The sequence below is a fragment of the Pseudomonas onubensis genome (genome assembly GCF_965653655.1).
Lineage (GTDB): Bacteria > Pseudomonadota > Gammaproteobacteria > Pseudomonadales > Pseudomonadaceae > Aquipseudomonas.
Genome location: NZ_CBFHAZ010000029.1, coordinates 43,378 through 59,881, shown reverse-complemented (window position 1 = coordinate 59,881; position 16,504 = coordinate 43,378). Strand labels below are relative to the sequence as shown.

The following is a 16,504-nucleotide window of genomic DNA, read 5'->3' as shown; positions in this document are numbered from 1 at the left end:
GTCAGTCACTGTATTAGGCGACTGACCCACCGCCTTCGCGAGCAAGCCCGCTCCCACATTTGGATCGGGTTTTCACCCCTGCTTCAGCGTGTAACTGTCAGACCACCAACGACAGCAGCATGATAAAGATCAGCGCCACCACCGACAGAATGGTCTCCATCGCCGTCCAGGTCTTGAAGGTCTCGACCACGGTCATATTGAAGTACTGCTTCACCAGCCAGAACCCCGCATCGTTGACGTGAGACAACACCAACGAGCCCGCCCCCGTCGCCAACACCAGCAGCTCACGGTTAACCCCCGGAATCATCCCGACCACCGGCACCACAATGCCTGCGCCGGTAATGGTCGCGACCGTCGCGGAGCCTGTGGCCACACGAATCACCGCCGCCACCAGCCACGCCAGCAGAATCGGGTTGATCTGCGCGTTCACCGCCATGTGGCCGATCACGTCGCCCACGCCGCTGGTCACCAGCATCTGCTTGAAACCACCACCGGCGCCGATGATCAGGATGATCGCAGCGGTCGGCGCGAGGCTGGCGTCGAGCAGCTTGAGGATTTGCTTGGAGTGAATGCCCTGGCGATGGCCAAAGGTGTACAGCGACAGCAGCAACGCCAGCAGCAGCGCAGTGATCGGGTGGCCGATCATGTCCATCCAGTTGCGGATGGCGTGGCCGTCCGGCAGCGCGACGTCGGCGAAGGTTTTGAGCAGCATCAGGAACACCGGCAGCAGCACGGTGATCAGGGTGATACTGAAGCTCGGCAAGCTTTTGGATTCCGGCTCGCGGGCCAGTTGGTCGACCAGTTCCTGGGACGGGTTGCCCGGAATGTACTTGGCGATAAACGTGCCGAAAATCGGCCCGGCAATGATGGCGGTCGGCAGTGCGACGATCAGGCCGTACAGGATGGTTTTGCCGATATCTGCACCAAACACGCCGATGGCCAGCAGCGGGCCAGGGTGCGGTGGCACCAGACCGTGTACCGCCGAGAGACCGGCGAGCAGCGGGATGCCGATCTTGATCAGCGACACGCCGGTACGGCGCGCGACGATAAACACCAGCGGTATCAGCAGCACAAAGCCGATCTCGAAGAACAGCGGAATGCCCACCAGGAACGCGGCGAACATCATGGCCCACTGGACTTTTTCTTTGCCGAAGGCGCGGATCAGCGTCTGCGCGATCTGATCGGCACCGCCGGATTCGGCCATCATCTTGCCGAGCATCGTGCCCAGCGCGAGGATGATGCCGACAAACCCGAGCACGCCGCCAAAACCGTCCTGGAACGCCTTGATGATCTTGTCCACGGGCATGCCCGAAGTCAGGCCGAGGAAGCCGGCCGCGATGATCAGTGCAATGAACGGATGCACCTTGAATTGGGTGATCAGAACGATCAACCCGATGATTGTGACCACTGCGTCTAGCAGCAGGTAGGACTCGTGGGACATGCCAAACATGGGGGGTCTCTCCTGTTTGTTGTTGTTATTAAAGCGGGTATTGAATCTTTCGCCGGGGGTAGCGCTACCTTTCCGGCAAAAAATTAATGAGTAGGTTCAAAGCCGTGTTGCAGCCACCAGGCATTGGTTTGCTCGGCCAAGTCCTCAACGCTGTCTTCGCTGGCATTGAGCGCCAGGGTCAGCGGCTCGCCCACGGGCGATTCGAGGGTGGCGAACTGGCTGTCTATGAGGCTTGCCGGCATGAAATGGCCAGGGCGATGGGACACGCGGTCAGCGGCCACGGCGCGGGTCAGCTCCAGGAACACAAAGCCCAGGCCCGGCGCGGCTTCGCGCAGGTGGTCGCGGTATTTCTTTTTGAGGGCTGAGCAGGTGAGCACCGGATGCTCGCCCGCTTTGAGCGAGCGGCGCAGTTCATCGCAGAGGATGTCGAGCCAGCCGGCGCGGTCGTCGTCGTTGAGGGGGTGGCCGGCGCTCATCTTTTCGATGTTGGCGGCAGGGTGAAAGCTGTCGCCTTCAATCGCGGTGGCGCCGTTCAGGCGGCACAGGGCTTCGCTGACGCTGGACTTGCCACAGCCGGAAACACCCATGATGACCAGGGCGGTAACAGGTTGACTCATGAAACACCTCAGGACGCAGATAGCGCTACCTTTGCACGCTGTAAGGCTAGTGCAAAAACAGGCTTTTCCCGCGCCGACTTGTCATTTTTATGGAGTGGCGCGTGCATCCTCTCCAACCGCTTGAACAGGATCAGGCAACCCAACGTTCAAGTATTTGCAGCCGTTTGGAGACAGCGCTACCTTAGTGCCTCGATTTTTGTTTGGCAACAGCCTGATGACCTCCAAGAACGATAAAAAATTACGCACCACCGGTCGCCCGACCCTCAATGAAGTGGCCCGCTTGGCGGGTGTCAGCCCCATTACCGCCTCCCGCGCACTGCGTGGCGTCAGCACGGTTGCTACCGAGCTGGTGGAAAAAGTGCAACGGGCCGCCGCCGAACTCAACTACGTCGTCAACCCCGCCGCTCGCGCCCTGGCCTCGGCGCAAAGCCATTCGGTAGTGGTCATCGTGCCGTCGCTGTCCAACCTGCTGTTTATCGAAACTCTCGAAGCCATCCACCAAGTGCTGCGGCCCAAGGGCTTTGAGGTGCTGATCGGCAACTCGCACTATTCACGCGATGAAGAAGAAAACCTGCTGCGCAACTACATGGCTTACCAGCCACGCGGTTTGCTGCTGACCGGGTTTGACCGCACCGAAAGCGCACGGCGAATGGTCGAGGCCAGCAATGTGCCCTGTGTGTACATGATGGATCTGGACCCGAACGCGGGCGTGAATTGCGTGGGGTTTTCGCAATTGAGCGCAGGCGAGACAGCGGCAGCGCATTTGCTCTCCCGTGGGCGCAAGCGCCTGGCGTATATCGGCGCGCAGTTGGACCAGCGCACGTTGCTACGCGGTGAAGGGTTCCGCCGTGCCCTGCAACACGCCGGTATGTACGACCCGGCGCTGGAATTGCTGACACCGCGCCCCTCCTCCGTGGGCTTGGGTGGGGAGCTGTTTTTGCAGCTGCTGGCGGCGCATCCGGATGTGGACGCGATTTTCTTTGGTAACGACGACCTGGCCCAGGGCGCACTGCTGGAGGCTATGCGCCACGGCATCAAAGTACCGGAGCGCATAGCGGTGCTGGGTTTTAATGACTTGCCTGCATCCTCTTTTATGGTGCCGCGCTTGAGCAGTATCAGCACGCCGCGTGAGGCGATCGGGCGGCGCTCGGCGGAGCATTTGTTGACCATCATGGCGGGCAACAAGATTGCCAAGCCGGTGGTGGACATGGGGTTTGAGTTGCAGGTGCGCGAAAGCACGTGACGTGCTCGTTCCCACGCTCTGCGTGGGAATGCCTCTTGTGACGCTCTGCGTCACGCTTTGGACGCAGAGCGTCCTGGGCTGCATTCCCACGCGGGAGCGTGGGAACGATCGGAGTGGTGTGGGACGCCTGTAGGACGCGGCTGACATTGCCGTAAGCGCCTTGCCCGGTTGCCTACGCTTACGTCAGAATCCGCCGGCTTGTGCGCTTGGGGGGTGGTCTTTAAGGTTGGTTGGTCGCTGAATTTCTCGGCGATCGGGTTTAGTAGCCCGAACTTCCCAACACAATATGCACAAGCCAATTATGGCGGCTGTGCGTAGGGCGCCTTCGGGCGCGCCGGGTTTGTGTGGGATTACCGGTCTACTAACCTGCGCACAGTTGCCACCCAATTTGTTTAGTAGCGATGCGGGTGTTGGCACTCACCAGGTACTTCAACCATGCAAAGCGTCAATCCCCCGAATACGCTCTTCACCCTCACCCCCGACATACCCATCGAATCCCTACTGATCAACAGCTACGAAACCGTGTGTTCCGTCAGCACCTTGTTGCTCGACCTGTCCAATGACCTCACCGGCAAACACCGCGACGTGGCACTCGCCATTAATCAACTGAGCGAGTTGTCAGTGCTGATGGTAGGCAAAGCCATGGACCAGCAAACACCACGCACCTAAAGCCTTACTCGGTTAAAAATGTGGGAGCGGGCTTGCTCGCGAAAGCGGCGTATCAGCCACAAATGGGCTAACTGACCCACCGCCTTCGCGAGCAAGTCGAATCGTCGCACCGCCGCTCCCACATGTTGTCCGTGCCCACTTAAGATATCGCCGTAAAGTCCTGCCCCTGCTAGATTAACCGCTCTCCATCGTCAGGGAAGCACCATGGGACACTCACTGAAAATCCTCGGCCGCACGTCCTCCATCAATGTGCGCAAAGTGCTCTGGACCTGCCAGGAAATGGGCATCGAATACGTGCGTGAAGACTGGGGCATCGGCTTCAAGCCCACCCAGTCAGCCGAATTCCTCGCCTTGAACCCCAACGCCCAGGTGCCGGTGCTGATCGACGACCACGGCGTGCTGTGGGAATCCAACACCATCTGCCGCTACCTTGTCGGCCTCTACCAACGCCTGAGCCAACGCCCAGGCTTCAAGACCTTCGCCCTCGACGGCCATAACTAAAACAAGGACTTCACCGTGAACGGACTCAACGTACTGCTTACCGGCGCCTGCGGCAGAATTGGCAAGACGTTTTTCGAAGCCTCGAAAGACCGCTACCGCTTCACCCTCACTGACCGCATCGCGCCGGCGTTTGACTTGGGCGAGCACCGTTTCGTCCACGCTGACCTCAGCGACAAAGCCAGCCTGGCCGCGCTGCTCGACGGCATCGACGTGGTGGTGCACCTGTCGGGCATTCCCGACGCCAGCGCTTCGTTCGACGAATTGCTGCCGAACAATATCCTCGCCACGACTTACCTGTTCGAAGCCGCCGTAGCCGCCGGCGTGAAACGTTTGGTGTTCGCCAGCAGCGCACAGACCATCGAAGGCTACCCGGTGGACCGGCAGATCACGCCCGGCATGCCGGTGATGCCCGCCAACCTGTACGGCGTGAGCAAATGCTACGGCGAGGCGCTGTGCGGCTACTACGCAGCCAAGACGCCGCTGTCGACCATCGCCCTGCGCATCGGCGCCTTTGAGTTCCCCGAAACCCACGACCTCAACAACGCCCGCGACCTCAGCGCCTGGCTCAGCCCACGGGATGTGGTGCAACTGCTGCAACGCTCAGTGGAGGCCGAAGGTGTAAAGCACCTGATCGCCCATGGCATTTCCAATAACCGTTTCAAGCGTCTGGACCTGAGCGAAACCACGCGCGTGTTGGGTTACCATCCGGTCGACGATGCGTTCCAAGAATTTGAAATCCCGATTACTTATTGAGTTCTGCCCATGCCCGCACTCTCCACCGCCGACGGCATCGACCCGATCCGCGCCGCCCATATCAGCGCGCGCATTGACCGCTTGCCCGCCGTCGCCACTGTCTGGCGCCTGGTGGCGCTGCTGTCGATCGGTGGTTTTTTCGAGCTGTATGACCTGTTCCAGACCGCCTATATCAGCCCCGGCTTGATCAGCGACGGGATCTTCCACACCGGCAGTGAAGGCGTGTTCGGCTTCTCGGACCAGGCCGCGTTCGCCTCGGCGACCTTTCTGGGCCTGTTCCTCGGCGCCAGCCTGCTTAGCCCTATCGCCGACCGTTTCGGGCGCCGGGCGATCTTTACCTTTGCGTTGATCTGGTACACGGTCGCCACGGTGTTGATGGGCATTCAAACCTCGGCGCTGGGCATTATCGGCATGCGTTTTCTGGTGGGCATTGGCCTGGGGATCGAGCTGGTAACCATCGACGCCTACCTGTCGGAACTGGTGCCCAAGCGCATGCGCAGTTCGGCGTTCGCCTTCGCGTTTTTTATCCAGTTTCTGTCGGTGCCGGCGGTGGCGTTGATGTCATGGTGGCTGGTGCCCCAGGCGCCGTTCGGGGTGTCCGGCTGGCGCTGGGTGGTGCTCAGCAGTGCAGTGTTTGCGCTGTTTATCTGGCAACTGCGCAAACGCTTGCCGGAATCACCGCGCTGGCTGGCGCAAAAAGGTCGCTTTGATGAGGCCGGGAAGATCATGGACAACCTGGAGGCGCACTGCCAGAAGGATCACGGCAAACCGCTGGATGAACCTGAACCGCAGGCCGTCAGCGTGCAAGGCAGCGGCCGTTTTGCCGATATCTGGCAACCGCCGTACCGGCGCCGTGCGTTGATGCTGATCGTGTTCCATGTGTTTCAGGCTATCGGCTTTTTCGGCTTCGGCAATTGGTTGCCTGCGTTGCTGTCGGGCCAGGGCGTGAGCGTGACCCACAGCCTGATGTACGCCTTTATCATCACCCTCGCCTATCCGCTGGGGCCGTTGCTGTTTGTAAAAGTGGCCAATCGCTTTGAAAACAAATGGCAAATCGTCGGCTCAGCCATGGGCGCAATGATCTTCGGCAGCCTGTTTGCCCTGCAAACCACGGCGGTGGGGCTGGTGATCTGCGGGGTGATGATCACCTTCTGCAACGCTTGGCTGAGTTTCAGTTACCACTCGTACCAAAGCGAACTGTTCCCGACCAACATCCGCGCGCGGGCGGTGGGGTTCTGTTATTCGTTCAGCCGCTTGTCCACGGTGTTCAGCAGCTTGTTGATCGGTTTTATTCTGGAGCACCTGGGCACGCCGGGCGTATTGGCGTTTATTGCCAGCAGCATGTTGATTGTGATGATCACCATTAGCTGGTTCGGGCCACGCACACGCAATTTAGCGCTGGAGAATATCGCGCACTGACGGCAACAGTTGGCCGCCTGCGGGACAATAATTGCCGCGACGATCGCGCCATCCCCAACAAAATCGGGGGTGGTGCACTCGGCATGCTATTTGCTCCAGCTGTGGCACCGAACATTTCCACAGGTGACCGATCATGCTGGTTAATAACAACGCCCAAGCCGTATCGACCGTGCAACAGCTCAAGCGTCCCGACATGGACCCGGCCAATGCGGCCGCCAGCACGCTGTACAGCGGCGCCCTGCAAGCGGCGCAGCAGAGCGTGACCGTACCGGCCGCGCAAAAGGATTTGGACAAGGCCAACGACCGCATCGACGAAGCCTTCGCCAAGACCCGCGTGCAGTTGCAGGCCACCACCGCCGCCCCTACGGCATCGACGGATGTACCGGCAGCCGGTTCGGGCACCAGCACTGCGCGTGCTGATTTCACCGACTACATGAACAAATCCCCGGCCGAACGCATCCGCGAGCAGTTGCTCAAGGAGCAGGGTCTGACCGAGGCGCAAGTGCAGGCGATGCCGCAGGAAAAACAGGACGCGATTGCCAAGCAAGTGGCTGAGCGGGTGAAGCAGCAGCAAGAGCAGCAGGTAGCGGCGAAAGCCACTGACCCGGCGCAGTCAGTGAAAGAAACCCTGGCGGCGATCTAACCGCCCCCCCCTTATGATCGTTCCGACGCTCCGCGTGGGAATGCAGCCAAGGACGCTCTGCGTCCCAAGAGCGGACGCGGAGCGTCCAGTGAGGCATTCCCACGCGGAGCGTGGGAACGATCGGCCGAACGCATCCGCGAGCAGTTGCTCAAGGAACAGGGTTTGACCGAGGCGCAAGTGCAGGCGATGCCGAAGGAAAAACAGGACGCGATTGCCAAAGAAGTGGCAGACCGTGTGAAGCAGCAGCAAGAGCAGCAGGTAGCGGCTAAAGCCACTGATCCGGCACAGGCGGTTAAAGAAACACTGGCGGCGATCTAACAGACATCGCTGAATAAATGTGGGAGCCAGCTCCCACATGGATCGTGCTCACTGCGCTACAGCGCTTTGCCCGGCTGATCCGTCGGGGCGCTGAAGATCTGCTCCATCTGCGTGGAAAAGGGCACTTCGAGATTAAGCGTCTTGACCACAATCGGCGATTCAAACCATTTGGCATACAGCGTCCTGGCGTCCCCGGATGCCATTAACGCAGCCAGAGTCGTGTCCACGGTACGTTTTAACGCGGGGTTATTTTTCGGCATGATCAACCCTAGGTGTTCCACAACCAGCACATCTTTCAAAAACTGATAACGCGCAGGTTCGGCGGCGCTTGCCATCAGCGGCGCCACTACCACTTCATCGAAAACGAGACTGTCGGCTTGGCTATCAACCAACATTTTGAAGCCCTCAGTCAGGTTTTTGGCATGTACCTTTTTAAGGGTCCACCCTTCGCGCTTTTCAAGTTGTTGAACCACCTCGCCAACGGTGGTGCCATCAACGATCACCACGGATCGACCATTGAGGTCCTTCAAGCTATCCAACTTTTCACCGACCCTGGAAACCACTTTAATCGAGGCCGCGAAGGTTGAAACGCTGAAATCAACCTGCTCCTGGCGCTCCAGCGTGTTGGTGGTAGAGCCACATTCGAGGTCTACCGCACCGCTGCTGACGGCAGTGAGACGGTCTTTGAAACTCAAGGGTTTGAAGCTCAAGGCCAGTTGATCAAGCTTGAGGTTTTTCTTCACGTCATCGGCAATGCGCCGACACAGGTCGATGGAGTAACCCACCGGTTCACCCGCGCCGGTCTGATAGGAAAAAGGCAGCGCTTCCGCCGGATACCCAATGACCATTTGCTTCTTATCGCGGATTTTTTCCAGAACGGCATCGTTTGCCAGCGCGCTGGCCGACAGCATGCATAACGACAGGAATAAGGCGCCTTGCAACTTCATAGTTCATCTCACGCATTGAATAACCTGCGCTCTTATACCGACGCCGTTGAAGCTGCTCTGTAGGGCAAATCTGCGCTCGCTGCCGAACCTGTCTCGACAACAAGCGCGATGATGTCTATTGCAGTTGCAACGTCGAGTTGAACTGGCTGATGGCATCCACCACATGCCGCGAGCCTTCCTGAATCTCCAGGATCACCTGCCCCGCCTCATTCGCCAATTCCACACCCAGCCCGGTACGGCTCAGGCTCGACTGCATGCTCGACACCGCGCTCAGCGACAGGTCGTGGTTCTTGCGCACCACATCCACAATCTCCACCGTCGCCTGGCTGGTACGTGCGGCAAGGCTGCGCACTTCGTCGGCCACCACCGCAAAACCACGCCCATGCTCACCCGCCCGCGCCGCTTCAATGGCTGCGTTAAGCGCGAGCATATTGGTCTGTTCGGCAATGCTGCGGATGGTCTGCACGATGGAACCGATGATGTCCGATTGCTTGCTCACCGCATCGATACTCTGGGCCGCCTGGTTCAGGTCGTTGGAGATCGCCTCGATGATCTGCACGGTTTGCTGCACCACCTCCGAGCCTTTGCGCGCACAGGCGTCGTTCTGCACCGAGGTGGCATGCGCCGAATCGGCAGCGGTGCGCAGGGTGGTGACCTGGTCGGTGATGTCGCTGGCGAACTTCACCACTTTGTACAGGCGCCCGCTGGTGTCGAAAATCGGGTTGTAGGACGCTTCCAGAAACAGGGTCTTGCCGTACTTGTTCTTACGCTCGAAGCGATGGGAGTGGTATTCGCCACGGTTGAGCGAGGCCCAAAAGGCCTTGTACGCCGGCGATTCAACCTCGGCGCGATGGCAGAACATGCTGTGGTGCTGGCCGATGATTTCTTCGCGCGAGTACTGCACGGTGCGCAAAAAATTGTCATTGGCGTTGAGGATCTGGCCCTGGGGCGTGAACTCGATCACCGCCATGGAACGGCTGATGGCATCGATCAGGCTCTGGTTCTCGTGTTCGTGGTGGACCCGCGCCGAAATATCCGAGGCCACTTTGATTACGCTCTGCACCTGGTTGTGGCTGTCGAGCACCGGCATATAACTGGCTTCCAGCCATACTTCTTCGCCACGCTTGTTCAGGCGCATGAAGGTGCCGCTGAGGGCTTCGCCGCGCGCCAGGTCACGCCATAGCTTGGTGTAGGCCTCGGTGTGGGTGTAGGCCTCTTCGCAGAAAATACGGTGATGTTTGCCGCGAATTTCCTCCACGTTGTAGCCCATGGCTTTGCAGAAGTTGTTGTTGGCATCGAGGATGACGCCGTTGCGGTCGAACTCGATCATCGCCATAGACCGGCTGATGGCAGCGAGTTTGGCGTTGGACTCGGTGAGGGCACAGGAGAAACGTTCGATTTCTTGCAGGTCGGATTTGTGATGGCGGTTGAACATGGTCAGATCACCCTTGATTCCCGGCGCCCGAAAGGCGCATTCCATTCATTTTTTGGATAGTACTGGCTTGCCTTCATGGGGAAATAACCATCCGAAACGCTTTATATGCCAAACGTCATCAACGGTTATGGGTGAGCATAGACAGGGCTTGGCGCTATGCAAGGCCACTAGTCAGCCAGCATTTTTAACAATGCGCAGGCTGCGGCAGAAGGCGCCCGGGTGGTGGAGCCGACCAAAGCAAACTCTCGGTGCAGCGCCACCGTCAGCGGCATCACGCGCAGGCCATTGCGCTGGGCTGGCAAGGCCATTTCCGGCACCAGCGTCACACCGACGCCCTCACGCACCAGGCTGTAGGCGCTGTTCCATTCGCGTACTTCTACGCGGATATCGCGCAAGCTCAAGCCGGCAGCCGCGCCCAGGCTACGGGCATTGGCGGTGCAACCGCCGGTGGCGAGTACGAAGGGTTGTTCGAGCAGTTCTTGCAGCGACACGCTGGCATCGGCCGGGCGCTGCGCGATGGGATGATCAGCCGGCAGCACCGCCATCCAGTAATCACGCCCCAACACCGTGGCATTGCGCTCGGGCTTGGGGTTGAGGACGACGCCCAGGTCGATCAGGTCGGCGTCGAGCAAGGTGAGCACCTCGCTGTCGGTGACATCCAGGGTGGTCACCTCGATACCGGGGTTCAACTGACGGAAACGTTGCAGCAACGGCGTCAGAAAGGTTGCCAGCACCATAGGGAAACTGGCGATGCGAATGCTGCCGCGCAACAACGGGCGGGCTTCGTCGACCGTGGTACGAATGGTCTGTAATGCCGCCATCATCACCCGCGCCTGCGCGATCACACTCAACCCGAGGGCTGTGGGCAAGGTCTTGCGCGGCTCACGGGTGAACAGTTGCGCACCCAGCGTAGCCTCCATAGACGCCATGGCCTGGCTGGCGGCGGACTGGGTCATGCCCACCTGTTCGGCCGCCGCCGTGATGCTGCCGTGATCGGCCACGGCCACCAGCAAGCGCCAGTGCATCAGGTTCATCATGGCAGTAGCTGTCCTTATGGATGGGGTCTGAAGGTTTAATTTTACCCACGGTGCCATGCCCGTGAGACTGGCGCAAATTCAACCGAGCGCCCCAACATGAAACTGTATTTTTTCCCGAATGCCTGTTCTCTCGCCCCGCATATCGTGTTGCGCGAATTGGCCTTGCCCTTCGATCTGGTGCTGGTCGACAACCAGGCCAAAACCACCGCCAATGGCGAAGACTTCCTGCAGATCAACCCCAAGGGCTACGTGGCCGCGCTGCAACTGGATAACGGCCAGGTGCTGACCGAAGCCAGTGCGATCCTGCAATACCTGGCCGACCTGCAACCCGCCGCCCATTTGGCCCCGGCCAATGGCAGTTGGGAGCGTGTGCGCTTGCAGGAATGGCTGAATTTTATCGCCAGCGAGATTCATGGCGGGCTGGCGATTTTCTTCAACCCGGCGATTCAAGGCGATGTGCGGGCGATGTTTGTGGCCACGCTGTACAAGCGTTTTGCGGTGCTGGTGCAGACGCTGGAGCGCCAGGATTATTTGCTGGGCGAGCAGTATTCGGTGGCGGATGCGTATTTGTTTGTGGTGCTGCGTTGGGCGGGTTTGCACGATATTGATCTGCAGCAGTGGCCGGCGCTGGCGGCGTTTGTGCAACGCGTGGGCGCACGGCCTGCGGTGACTGCGGCACTGGCTGCCGAATCTGCATGACCTGAAATGCAATTAAAAATGTGGGAGCGGGCTTGCTCGCGAATGCGGTGTGTCAGCCAGCACATGCATTAACAGATACACCGTATTCGCGAGCAAGCCCGCTCCCACATTTGATCTGCTTCGCTTTAAAGAAAGGGTTTCAGGTGGCCATCGAGGATGAAATTGCTCAGTGCCAACACATCCACCGAACCTGAACGATCCTCATCCAAATGCGCCACCCGACCGCGCACCGCCGCATGAATCTGCCGAGCGCCCTGCCCCAGCCGCAACACACCACGCAGGTCCACCGCCTGCGCCGCCACGATCAGTTCAATGCTGGCCAACCACAACACCCGCTCGGTCAAGCGCCGGGTCTTGTCGACCACGGCAAGCGCCTGCCCGGCATAGTCTTCCACCCGATCCGCCACGGGCACGCTCACGGCGGGCAATGGGTTGGCCAGATGCCCGATCTCTGCCACCAACGCCGAACTGGTGCGCTGCAGGGCCGCCAGGCCGACATGTCCCGGTTGCGTGATCAGAAAACGTGGCAAGTCACTGGAGGCAGGCGACAGCAATTTGGCAATACGTTCGGCACTGCATGCGGCGACTCGACTGAGGGCCAAGCCCAACCCTTCAGCGGCCAGCGCCAAGTGCGTGCTGTCGAAATTGGCCGTGGCCAGTACCATCGATTCTTCGCTGATCAACGCCGGGTTATCCGCGCCGCTGCGCAACTCCAACTCGACCAGCGCGTGCAATTGCTGCAACGCCTGTTGCGCCGCGCCTTGCACAACGGTGGCGCAGCGAAAGCTCAGCGGGTCTTGCAAGCGCCGTGGGCTCTGCGCCAACTCGCCACCGTCCAACAGTTGCAACAACGCCGCCGACTGTTCGGTTTGCCCAGGCGCCGGGCGCAAGCGTGAAGCCCACGGCTGAAAGGGGCTGAGGTTGGCGCGATAGCCTTCGCACGACAAAGCCAACGCGGCCAGCAAAGCGCCCAATACCTGCTGCGCCTCGGCCACCAACAGCGCGCCAAGGCCCACACTCGCAGCATTCGCCGACACCAGCGCCAAGCCATCCTTGCCGGTCAGCGGCACATTCAGCACCAGGCTCAGGTGCGCCAGCGGCGCCAGATCACTCTCACCCAATGAGCCGAGCAATGGCACTTGGGGTTCGGCGCCTGAATTAAGCAAATCCAACAGTGCATCGGCCGCCACCGGCGAAATACCCGAGCGGCCCTGTGCTAACCCAGACAGGCGTGCAGCGGTGATCGCGCGCAGTTCCTGGCGATTGGCCAACCGCCCAACCCCGACCGCACGGCCCAATGGAATACTCGCCTGAACTGGCGCCACCGACGTATCCACCGCCGCCCCCAGGCCGGTGGTCAGGCCATAAATCGGTGTGCCTTGCGCGGCCAGTTTCAGCAGCAACCGGTGGCCTGCGTCGATGCGTTGGCGCGCCTGCGCGGTGAAGTTTGCCGGTGCATCTTGGCCCGCAATGGCCAGCAAATCATCCAGCGTCAAACCTTGGGGGTCGAAGTGAATCATGCCCAGCGCAACCGCTGCCCGATGCCTAGACGCTTGGCTTTTTCCAGCAGCGCATGGCCCAGGGCGATGTCGCTGAGGCTCAGGCCACGGTGCCAGAACAGAATGGTTTCTTCAGGGTTGTCGCGGCCGCTTTTCAAACCGGCAACGATCTGCCCAAGCTCGGCGTGCAGGGTTTCGGCGCTGAGTTTTCCGGCGTCCACGTGGGCACGCAAGGCGCCAAACATGCCGCCTTTGCACTGGCCCCAATCGTCGACCACCAGCTTGCTCATGATGTCGGTCAGCGACAATTGCACCGCGCTCATGGTGCCGTACGGCACCACAAAGGCGCCGGGTTTGATCCAGTCGGTGCGCAACAGCGGCTCGGGCTGGTCCAGGCGCGAGGCCTCGACCACGATGTCGGCGCCGCGCACGGTGCTTTCCCAATCGTCGGTGACAATTACCGGTTTGCCCAGGTCCTGGCGCAGACGTTCGGCAAAGGCTTCGCGGCTTTCGCTGCGGCGCGAATGCACACGGATTTCCTCGAAGTCGAACAGGTGATCGAGCAGGCGCACATTCCAATAGGCCGTGCCGCGCGCGCCGATATGCGCCAGCACTTTGCTGCCCGGCCGGGCCAGGTATTTGGCGCCGATGGCGGTGACGGCGCCGGTGCGCATGTCGGTAATGACCGAGGCGTCGAGGATGGCTTGGGGAATGCCGGTGGCCGGGTCCAGCAGGTTGAGGATGGCCAATTCCGATGGCAGCCCCTTGCGGTAGTTGTCGACAAAATCGCCCACCACCTTGACGCCGGCATAGCCGATATCGCCACCCAGCACACCGCGTAATACGTTGAAGTGGCCGTTGATATCACCGCCGGGAATCAGGTGCGTACGCGGCTCGATGACGGCCTCACCGCGCCCCTGGATACCCAGGCTGGCTTCGATGGCGCTGAGGATTTCGTCATTGGTGAGACCCAGTTCGTCGATGTCCAGGCCGTTGAGAAAGTCGATGTAGATCGGTTGCATAGTCTGCTCACTGGTAGCTTTTGTGGCGAGGGAGCTTGCTCCCGCTGGGCTGCGAAGCGGCCCCAGTCATGACCACCGCATTCTTGCAGGCGGTACGCGGTGAATGGTTCTGGGGCTGCTGCGCAACCCAGCGTGAGCAAGCTCCCTCGCCACAGGAAATAGGTGCTTATGGCGCTTTGAACACGATTTGCTGCACATCGACCTTTTTCGGGATCAGGCCGTTGGCGAAGAACAGGTCGGCAGTGCGTTGCTGGTTGGCGATGTCGATGGCTTGCAGCGGGCGAATCGGCTCCGGCGAGCGGTGTTCGAAGTAGCTTCTGACCACCGCCGATTGCAGGCCCAAGGTCTTGGCCATCAAGGCGATGCTTTCTGCGGGCTGGTCCAGGGACAGGCGCTGGGCCTTGCCGAGCGTCTTGATGATGGTGGCGACGGCGTGCGGGTACTGTTTGGCAAACGGGCTGTTGACCACAAAAAAACTGCCGGCCGGGTTAAGGCCCTGGCCGTCGCCCAGCACGCGGGCGGAACCATCGACCACAGCGGCCGAGTAGTACGGGTCCCACACGACCCAGGCGTCGACTTTGCCTTGCTCAAATGCGGCGCGGCCGTCGGACGGCGACAGGTACACCACGTTTACATCCTTCCACTGCAAGCCCGCGCGCAGCAGGCTTTTGAGGAACAGGTTGTGTGCGCTGGAGCCCTTGAGCAGCGCCACGCGCTTGCCTTTGAGTTCGGCCACGCTTTGGATGCTGCTGGCTGTGGGCACCAGCACCGCTTCGGTCTTGCCTTCATTGGGCTCGACGGCGAAGTACTGCAAATCAATGCCGGCGGCCTGGGCGAAGATCGGCGGGATGTCGCCGATGTTGCCGATGTCCAGGCTGCCGGCATTCAGCGCCTCGATCAGCGGCGGGCCACCGAGAAACTCGGTCCATTGCACCTGGGTGCCGGGCAGCGCTTCTTCGAACAGCTTGTGCTCACGGGCCAGCACCATGCTCACCGAGCTTTTCTGGTAGCCGATGCGCAAGGTGGACGGTTCGGCCGCAGACACCGCTGCCGAAAACACAAGTGAAGCCAGAACCACACTGAAAAACTTAACCATCATTGTTACCTCCGATCATTCCCACGCTCTGCGTGGGAATGCCGCCAGGGACGCTCCGCGTCCCGCTCTAAAATCGTGACGCAGAGCGTCACGGGATGCATTTCCCACGCGCAGGGTGGGAACGATCAGCTACAGGCCAGCTTTGACCTTGGCCGCGACATCCGCAGGCACCCATTGCTGCCACACCTGCGGCTGCTCTTTGAGGAACGCCAGCGCGACCTGGCGCGGCTGTTCACGTTTCTCGCTCATCTGCGCGAGGATGCCGTTGAGCAGGTCGATCGGCAGGTCGACTTTTTCAAACAACGTCACCAGTTGCGGGTACTGCGCCTTGAACGGCGCCGACACGCCAATCGCCAAGTGTGCAGGCATTGAGCGGGTGCCGATGGGGTGCGGGTTGTTGGCGTCGGCCAGGGTTTTCCAGGCTTCGGCGTTAAACGGTGGTTCTTCGAGTTTGATCAGCTTGAAGCGGCCCAGCAGTGGCGTTGGCGACCAGTAGTAAAACAGCACCGGTTTGCCACGTCGGATCGAGGAGGCCACTTCAGCATCCAGCGCCGCGCCGGAGCCGGTGCGGAAGTTGACGAAGGTGTCGGTCAAGCCATAGGCCCTGAGTTTCTGGCTGTTGACGATTTCCGAGGTCCAGCCGGTGGGGCTGTTGAGGAAGCGGCCTTTGCTCGGGTCTTCCGGGTCGCGGAACACGTCCTTGTAGCGCGCCAGGTCGGCCACCGACTTAAGCTCCGGCGCCAGCGGTTTGATGCCGCGTTCAGCATCACCCTTGATCACGTATTCGGGCACCCACCAGCCTTCAGTGGCGCCTTTGACCGTGTCGCCCAGGCCGAACACTTTGCCTTCAGCCTCGGCCTTGACCCACGCAGGACTGCGCCCGGCCCATTCTTCGCCGATCACCTGGATGTCGTCCTTGGCCAGGGCGGCTTCCAGGCTCACGGTGCTGCCGGGCAAGGTGTCGGTGGGCAGGCCGTAGCCTTTCTCGACGATCAGGCGCAGCACTTCGGTGATCAGGCTGCCGCTTTCCCAGGTGATGTCGCCGAAGTGGATGGGATTGATGGCCTCGGCGGCCTGGGTAGGCTGCGTCAGGACAGCGAGTGCCAGCAGCGAGCCACCGAGCAGGTTTCTAATTTTTTTCATGCAGAACCTCATG

15 protein-coding genes and 3 pseudogenes are annotated in these 16,504 nt (G+C 60.5%); 8 read left to right on the top strand and 10 right to left on the bottom strand.

Features of this window, described 5'->3' with window-relative positions; genetic code table 11:
• Positions 1-97 precede the first annotated feature (97 nt).
• Both ACTD9P_RS12580 and ACTD9P_RS12575 read right to left on the bottom strand, forming a co-directional pair.
• Entirely contained in the window at positions 98-1,450 is a 1,353-nt protein-coding gene (locus ACTD9P_RS12580) for a GntP family permease (protein ID WP_058421449.1), read from the bottom strand.
• 83 nt (positions 1,451-1,533) lie between these two features.
• A complete protein-coding gene (locus ACTD9P_RS12575; RefSeq protein ID WP_017139216.1) occupies positions 1,534-2,067 on the bottom strand; it encodes a gluconokinase in 534 nt (177 codons plus the stop codon).
• Between the two features lie 211 nt (positions 2,068-2,278).
• On the opposite strand from ACTD9P_RS12575, the gene gntR reads away from it, so the two are divergent.
• The 7 genes and pseudogenes from gntR (at position 2,279) to ACTD9P_RS12540 (ending at position 7,613) form a co-directional block, all read left to right on the top strand.
• Positions 2,279-3,310: an HTH-type transcriptional regulator GntR gene (gntR, locus tag ACTD9P_RS12570; RefSeq protein ID WP_438867953.1), complete on the top strand. Its 1,032-nt coding sequence runs from the start codon at positions 2,279-2,281 to the stop codon at positions 3,308-3,310.
• A gap of 435 nt (positions 3,311-3,745) precedes the next feature.
• Entirely contained in the window at positions 3,746-3,979 is a 234-nt protein-coding gene (locus ACTD9P_RS12565; RefSeq protein WP_438867951.1) for a DUF6124 family protein, read from the top strand.
• 204 nt (positions 3,980-4,183) lie between these two features.
• Positions 4,184-4,429, top strand: a pseudogene (locus tag ACTD9P_RS12560) (glutathione S-transferase N-terminal domain-containing protein); the annotation flags it as partial.
• A gap of 66 nt (positions 4,430-4,495) precedes the next feature.
• Positions 4,496-5,233: an NAD-dependent epimerase/dehydratase family protein gene (locus ACTD9P_RS12555; RefSeq protein ID WP_438867950.1), complete on the top strand. Its 738-nt coding sequence runs from the start codon at positions 4,496-4,498 to the stop codon at positions 5,231-5,233.
• 9 nt (positions 5,234-5,242) lie between these two features.
• Complete coding sequence (locus ACTD9P_RS12550; protein WP_438867949.1) at positions 5,243-6,652, top strand: MFS transporter; 1,410 nt, start codon at positions 5,243-5,245, stop codon at positions 6,650-6,652.
• Between the two features lie 133 nt (positions 6,653-6,785).
• Positions 6,786-7,295, top strand: a complete 510-nt coding sequence (locus ACTD9P_RS12545; protein ID WP_438867948.1) for a hypothetical protein — start codon at positions 6,786-6,788, stop codon at positions 7,293-7,295.
• Positions 7,296-7,457: 162 nt separating this feature from the next.
• Complete coding sequence (locus ACTD9P_RS12540) at positions 7,458-7,613, top strand: hypothetical protein (RefSeq protein ID WP_438867947.1); 156 nt, start codon at positions 7,458-7,460, stop codon at positions 7,611-7,613.
• Positions 7,614-7,669: 56 nt separating this feature from the next.
• On the opposite strand, the gene ACTD9P_RS12535 is transcribed toward ACTD9P_RS12540, so the two are convergent.
• From ACTD9P_RS12535 to ACTD9P_RS12520, 4 genes and pseudogenes are all read right to left on the bottom strand, one after another.
• Positions 7,670-8,560, bottom strand: a complete 891-nt coding sequence (locus ACTD9P_RS12535) for an amino acid ABC transporter substrate-binding protein (protein WP_438867946.1) — start codon at positions 8,558-8,560, stop codon at positions 7,670-7,672.
• Positions 8,561-8,675: 115 nt separating this feature from the next.
• A pseudogene (locus tag ACTD9P_RS12530) lies at positions 8,676-9,095 on the bottom strand (methyl-accepting chemotaxis protein); the annotation flags it as partial.
• A 123-nt stretch (positions 9,096-9,218) separates the two neighbouring features.
• Positions 9,219-9,995: pseudogene (locus tag ACTD9P_RS12525) on the bottom strand (PAS domain-containing protein); the annotation flags it as partial.
• Between the two features lie 167 nt (positions 9,996-10,162).
• Entirely contained in the window at positions 10,163-11,032 is an 870-nt protein-coding gene (locus tag ACTD9P_RS12520) for a LysR family transcriptional regulator (RefSeq protein WP_438867945.1), read from the bottom strand.
• 96 nt (positions 11,033-11,128) lie between these two features.
• Between ACTD9P_RS12520 and gstA the strand changes: the two genes are divergently transcribed.
• Positions 11,129-11,731: a glutathione transferase GstA gene (gene gstA, locus ACTD9P_RS12515; protein WP_438867944.1), complete on the top strand. Its 603-nt coding sequence runs from the start codon at positions 11,129-11,131 to the stop codon at positions 11,729-11,731.
• A gap of 125 nt (positions 11,732-11,856) precedes the next feature.
• On the opposite strand, the gene ACTD9P_RS12510 is transcribed toward gstA, so the two are convergent.
• The 4 genes from ACTD9P_RS12510 to ACTD9P_RS12495 all read right to left on the bottom strand — a co-directional run bounded on the left by ACTD9P_RS12510 (position 11,857) and on the right by ACTD9P_RS12495 (position 16,491).
• Positions 11,857-13,251 (bottom strand): aromatic amino acid lyase, encoded by a 1,395-nt coding sequence (locus ACTD9P_RS12510; protein WP_438867943.1) that lies wholly within the window; start codon positions 13,249-13,251, stop codon positions 11,857-11,859.
• Complete coding sequence (locus ACTD9P_RS12505; RefSeq protein WP_438867942.1) at positions 13,248-14,252, bottom strand: ornithine cyclodeaminase family protein; 1,005 nt, start codon at positions 14,250-14,252, stop codon at positions 13,248-13,250. Before ACTD9P_RS12505 ends, ACTD9P_RS12510 begins: the two co-directional genes overlap by 4 nt.
• Before the next feature lie 166 nt (positions 14,253-14,418).
• A complete protein-coding gene (locus ACTD9P_RS12500) occupies positions 14,419-15,348 on the bottom strand; it encodes an aliphatic sulfonate ABC transporter substrate-binding protein (protein ID WP_438867952.1) in 930 nt (309 codons plus the stop codon).
• A gap of 129 nt (positions 15,349-15,477) precedes the next feature.
• The gene (locus ACTD9P_RS12495) at positions 15,478-16,491 is read right to left on the bottom strand and encodes an ABC transporter substrate-binding protein (protein WP_438867941.1); all 1,014 of its coding nucleotides are present in this window, start codon (positions 16,489-16,491) and stop codon (positions 15,478-15,480) included.
• Between the last annotated feature and the right edge of the window lie 13 nt (positions 16,492-16,504).

Coding starts and splice junctions, on each gene's coding strand:
- ACTD9P_RS12580 (WP_058421449.1), bottom strand. CDS start 1,450: ATGTTTGGCATGTCCCACGAGTCCTACCTGCTGCTAGACGCAGTGGTC.
- ACTD9P_RS12575 (WP_017139216.1), bottom strand. CDS start 2,067: ATGAGTCAACCTGTTACCGCCCTGGTCATCATGGGTGTTTCCGGCTGT.
- ACTD9P_RS12565 (WP_438867951.1), top strand. CDS start 3,746: ATGCAAAGCGTCAATCCCCCGAATACGCTCTTCACCCTCACCCCCGAC.
- ACTD9P_RS12550 (WP_438867949.1), top strand. CDS start 5,243: ATGCCCGCACTCTCCACCGCCGACGGCATCGACCCGATCCGCGCCGCC.
- ACTD9P_RS12545 (WP_438867948.1), top strand. CDS start 6,786: ATGCTGGTTAATAACAACGCCCAAGCCGTATCGACCGTGCAACAGCTC.
- ACTD9P_RS12535 (WP_438867946.1), bottom strand. CDS start 8,560: ATGAAGTTGCAAGGCGCCTTATTCCTGTCGTTATGCATGCTGTCGGCC.
- ACTD9P_RS12520 (WP_438867945.1), bottom strand. CDS start 11,032: ATGATGAACCTGATGCACTGGCGCTTGCTGGTGGCCGTGGCCGATCAC.
- gstA (WP_438867944.1), top strand. CDS start 11,129: ATGAAACTGTATTTTTTCCCGAATGCCTGTTCTCTCGCCCCGCATATC.
- ACTD9P_RS12510 (WP_438867943.1), bottom strand. CDS start 13,251: ATGATTCACTTCGACCCCCAAGGTTTGACGCTGGATGATTTGCTGGCC.
- ACTD9P_RS12505 (WP_438867942.1), bottom strand. CDS start 14,252: ATGCAACCGATCTACATCGACTTTCTCAACGGCCTGGACATCGACGAA.
- ACTD9P_RS12500 (WP_438867952.1), bottom strand. CDS start 15,348: ATGGTTAAGTTTTTCAGTGTGGTTCTGGCTTCACTTGTGTTTTCGGCA.
- ACTD9P_RS12495 (WP_438867941.1), bottom strand. CDS start 16,491: ATGAAAAAAATTAGAAACCTGCTCGGTGGCTCGCTGCTGGCACTCGCT.